This window comes from Plantactinospora endophytica, assembly GCF_016862915.1.
Classification (GTDB): domain Bacteria; phylum Actinomycetota; class Actinomycetes; order Mycobacteriales; family Micromonosporaceae; genus Plantactinospora; species Plantactinospora endophytica.
This window is the reverse complement of record NZ_BONW01000068.1, coordinates 1-5,186: the sequence shown is the minus strand read 5'-3', so window position 1 is coordinate 5,186 and position 5,186 is coordinate 1. Positions and strand designations below refer to the sequence as shown.

General features: G+C 71.5%; 1 protein-coding gene. It reads right to left on the bottom strand.

The genetic code is table 11. The features are described 5' to 3' along the window. A partial coding sequence (locus Pen02_RS41275; protein ID WP_239142044.1) for a type I polyketide synthase occupies nt 1-5,164 on the bottom strand: 5,164 nt, incomplete at its 3' end. Between the last annotated feature and the right edge of the window lie 22 nt (nt 5,165-5,186).

Here is a 5,186-nt window from a genome sequence, read left to right as displayed (position 1 = left end):
CCGTGCTGACGGGCGTGCCAGGGTTCTGCTCGGTCTCGCCGACGAGGTCGGTGCGCAGCCGGCGGGCGAGTTCGGTGGGGTTGGGGTGGTCGAAGACGAGGGTGGCGGGTAGCCGCAGCCCGGTGGCGGTGGTGAGCCGGTTGCGAAGCTCGACGGCGGTCAGCGAGTCGAAGCCGATGTCCTTGAAGGCCCGGTGCGCGTCGATCGCGTCGGCGCCCCGATGCCCAAGTACGGCTGCGGCGCTGGTCCGCACGAGGGTGAGCAGGAACGAATCGCGTTCCTCGGTTGGCATGGCGGCCAACTGGGCGGCCAGGCCGGTGGCGGCGGCGCCTACGGTGGCGCGGGTCCTGCGGCGGGCCGGGGTGCGCAGCAGGCTCCGCAGGATCGGAGGTGTCTCGGCGTCTTGCCGGCCCAGTGCCCGCAGGTCGAGACGGACGGGGGCGAGGACGGGTTCGGGGTGGACGACGGCCCGGTCGAACAGGGCGAGACCTTGTTCCCGGGACAGGCCCATGATGCCGCCTCGGGCGAGTCGCCGCAGGTCGGCGTCGTCGAGGTGGCCGGTCATCGCACTGCGCTCCGCCCAGAATCCCCACGCCAGGGACGTACCGGCCAGGCCGAGGCCACGGCGGTGGCGGGCCAGCGCGTCGAGGAACGCGTTCGCGGCGGCGTAGTTGGCCTGACCGGCCGCGCCCAGCACCCCGGCGACCGACGAGTAGAGCACGAACATCGACAGGTCGGCGTCCTCGGTGAGCTCGTGCAGGTTGACCGCGGCGTCCACCTTGGCCCGCAGTACGGTTTCGACCTGATCGGCGGTCAGTGACTCCAGCACGCCGTCGTCGAGTACGCCGGCCGCGTGCACGACGCCGGTCAGCGGCCACTGCCGTGGGATCTCGGCCAGCACCTGTGCCAACTGTCGGCGGTCGACGACGTCACAGGCGCGGATCGTCACCGCCGCACCCAGCCCGGTCAGCCGTTCCCGCAGTTCGTCGACGCCCGGCGCGGCCTCACCCGTGCGGCTGAGCAGCAGCAGATGCGGCGTCCCCGCTGCGGCTAGATGCTCCGCGACGAGCCTGCCCAGCGTACCGGTGGCACCGGTGACCACCACCGTCCCGGACAGCTCGCGGCGCGGCACCGCGAGGACAACCTTCCCGACATGCCGGGCCTGGCTCATCAACCGCAACGCGTCCGGCACCCGCCGCACGTCGAACACCCGCGACGGCAACGGCCGCAGATCACCGCTCGCCATCAGACCGGCGACCTGCGACAGGATCTGCTGGGTCCGGTCCGGGCCGGCCTCCGCCAGATCGAACGCCCGGTAGTCCACCCCGTCCGGTGCCCGGACGTCGATCTTACCCATCTCCACGAACCGGCCATCCGGTGCGAGCAGCCCCAGCGACGCGTCGACGAACTCACCGGCGAGACTGTTCAGGACGACGTCCATGTCGGCCGGGAAACGCTCCGCGAACGACAGATCCCGGGAACTGCCGATGTGGTCGTCGGTCAGACCCAGGCCACGCAGGACGTCCCACTTACCGGCGCTGGCGGTGCCGAACACCTCGGCACCCCAATGCCGGGCCAACTGCACCGCCGCCTGCCCCACCCCACCGGCCGCGGCGTGCACGAGCACCCGCTGGCCGGCCCGCAACCCGCCGAGATCACGCAGCGCGTACCAGGCCGTGGCGAAGGCGACCGGAACCGTCGCCGCCAGCGCGAACGGCCATCCGCGCGGGATGCCGACGAGCATCCGCTCGTCCGCGACGGCCTCCGGTCCGAAGGCACCGGTGAACAGTCCCATCACCCGGTCGCCCGGGCGTACGCCGGTCACCTCCGCACCGACCTCCAGGACCACACCGGCGGCCTCGCCACCGATGGTCCCGGTACCCGGATACATCCCGAGACTCAGCAGGACGTCCCGGAAGTTCACCCCTGCGGCACGAACCCCGACCCGAACCTCCCGGGCAGCCAGCACCCGAGGCGGCACGGCAACGATGTGGAGACTGTCCAAGGATCCGTCCGCACCGGACTCCACCCGCCAGGAACCCTCGCCCCGAGGCGGCACCAGCGCCGGGGCGACCGTACGGACCAGCCGGGGCGCGTACGCCATTTCGCCGCGCAGCAGGATCTCGGGTTCGTCCGTTCGCAAAGCCGCGGCCAGCAGCGGGTTCGGCACGTGCACACCGGTGCCGAGGTCGACGAGGACGAGCCGTCCGGGGTGTTCGGCCTGCGCGGAGCGCAGCAGGCCGACGAGGGCGGCCCGGGTGAGGTCCGGTGTCTCGCCGTCCAGGGTGACGGCCCCGTGGGTCAGGACGACGAGGCGGGCGTCCGCGAGGCGTACCTCGGCGAGCCAGCGCTGTACGGTCTCCAGCAGCCCGACGGTGCTGTCGCGGACCGCACCGGCAAGCGCCTCGCCGTGGCCGGCGTCGCCACGACCGGCGTCGAACACCACCACAGTGCTGCCGTCGGGGATCTCGGCGGGGCTGTGGTAGGTCTCGGTGCTGCCGTCTTCCCAGGTCGCCGTCGGGGTGGGGCTGGCCAGCAGCGCCCACGGCGTCTCGGCTGCCGTGGGGTCGGGTTCGATCGCGAGCGGGGTCCACTCGACGCGGAAGAGTGCGTCGTCGAGGTCGGGTGCGGCGGGTGCGGTGTCGGTAAGCGGTCGGGTGACCAGCTTGCCGACGGTGACGACCGGGTTGCCGGCGGGATCGAACGCGTGCAGGGTCACCGACCCCTCGTCATCCCGGGCCAGTCGGACCCGCAGCGTGGTCGCACCGCTGGCGTGCACGTCGACCCCGGTGAACGCGAACGGCAACCGTGGCCCCGCACCGGCCTCGCCGCCCGGTTCCAGCGCGACGGCCTGCAACGCGGCATCGAACAGGGCCGGATGCAGGGCGAACCCGTCGACCTCGATGTTCTCGGCGAGCGCGACCTCGGCGTAGACGCTGCCGTCCAGATGCCAGGCAGCGCGCAGTCCCTGGAAGGCGGGACCGTAGTGATAACCCTCTTCCGCCAGCCGCTCGTAGACCCCGTCGACCTGGATTGTCTCGGCGCCGGGCGGGGGCCACTGCGTCAGGCGGCCGGGGTCACTCTCCCGGACTCCGGCGGTCAGGACGGCGGCGGCGTGCCGGGTGTAGGGCTCGTCCTGGTCGGCGTCGTCCGGTCGCGAGTGGATGGTGAGCGAGCCACGGCCCTGCTCGTCGGGGGCACGCAGCACCATCTGCAGATGTACTCCGCCGCGCCGAGGAAGGATGAGCGGGGTGTACAGGGTGAGCTCGTCGATCTGGTCGTATCCGGCTTCGTCACCGGCTCGGGCGGCGAGTTCGACGAAGGCGGTCCCGGGAACCAGGACGTTGCCACCGATGGTGTGGTCGGCGAGCCAGGTGTGACTGTGCAACGACAGCCGTCCGGTCAGTACGACACCGTCACCGTCGGCCAGCCGCACCGACCCGGCGATCAGCGGATGCCGCGCTGCGGCGAGACCGGCCGCCCGGATGTCACCGGCCGACGACCCGAGCCAGAAGCGGCGACGCTGGAACGCGTACGACGGCAGGTCCACCCGGTTCCCCACCGGTACCCACTCGTCGAGATCGACCTGGAGGCCCTGGACGAAGAGCTCCGCCGCCGACAGCAGCAGCCGATCCAGGCCGCCCTCGTCACGACGCAGCGAGCCGGCCACCACCGCCGTACCGCCCACCGACTCCACCGTCTGGGCCACCGCCCCGGTCAGCACCGGATGCGGACTCATCTCCACGAACGCGCCCACACCGTCGGCGGTCAGCCGCGCCACCACCCGCTCCAGCTCAACGGTGTGCCGCAGGTTCTCGAACCAGTAGCCGGCGTCCAGTTCGGCCCCGTCCACGACCTCGTCACGAAGGGTGGAGTGGAAGGGAACCTGACCGGTCTGCGGTCGCACCGGCGCCAGAACGTCGGCCAACTTCTCCCGCAACACCTCCATCTGCGCCGAATGCGAGGCGTAGGTGACCGGTACCCGGCGGGCCCGCACTTCCCGCTGTTCGCACCATGCCTCGACCTGGGCCAGGCCCGTCACCTCGCCGGAGACCACCGTCGCTGCCGGCCCGTTGACCGCCGCGACCTCCACCCCCGGCACCTGCTCCAACAGCACCCGCACCTCGGCCACCGGCATCGCCACCGAGGTCATGCCGCTCTCGGCACCGGAAAGCCCCGCGATCGCCGCCGACCGCAACGCCACCACCCGAGCACCATCCTCCAAAGACAACGCCCCAGCCACACACGCCGCCGCGATCTCACCCTGCGAATGACCAACCACCGCAGCCGGCCGCACACCCCACGACCGCCACACCGCAGCCAACGACACCATCACCGCCCACAACACCGGCTGCACCACATCAACCCGCCGCAACGCCTCCTCATCACCCAAAACCTCAACCAACGACCAATCCACAAACGGCGCCAACGCCCGCTCACACTCCGCCATCCGCTCGGCGAAAACCGGCGACACGGCAAGCAACTCCACCCCCATACCCACCCACTGCGCCCCCTGCCCCGGAAACACGAACACCACCCGCTCGTCCCGGCCCGAGCCACGACCGGCAGCGACGTTCGGTCCTCCGGTCCCTGTGGCGAACGACCGCAGGCCCTCCACGCCGCCGGCCCGATCGGTAGCAACCACCACCGCCCGCTCGCTGAGCACGCCCCGCGTTCGCACCAGCGACGACGCCACATCGCCCATCACGACGTCCTCGCGGGCGAGCAGATCCGCCAACCGTGCCGCCTGTTGCCGCAACGCGTCCGGCGAGGATGCCGAGACCACGAGCGGGACCGCCGGCAGCAGTTCCTTCGGCGGGACGATGGCCGGGGTGTCCGCCGGCTCGGTGTATTCCTCGAGGATCGCGTGGGCGTTGGTGCCGCTCATGCCGAAGGACGAGATGCCGGCGCGGCGGGGGTGACCGTTCCGCTGCCACGGCCGCGCCTCGGTGAGCAGACGCACATCACCGGCACTCCAGTCCACCTCGGGAGTGGGAACATCGGCATGCAGGGTGCGCGGAAGCAGACCATTACGCATCGCCAGGACCATCTTGATGACACCGGCCACGCCCGCCGCCGCCTGGGTGTGGCCGATGTTCGACTTCACCGATCCGAGCAGGAGCGGGTTGTCGGCGCTGTGAGCCCTGCCGTACGTCGCCTGAATCGCCTGGGCCTCGATGGGGTCA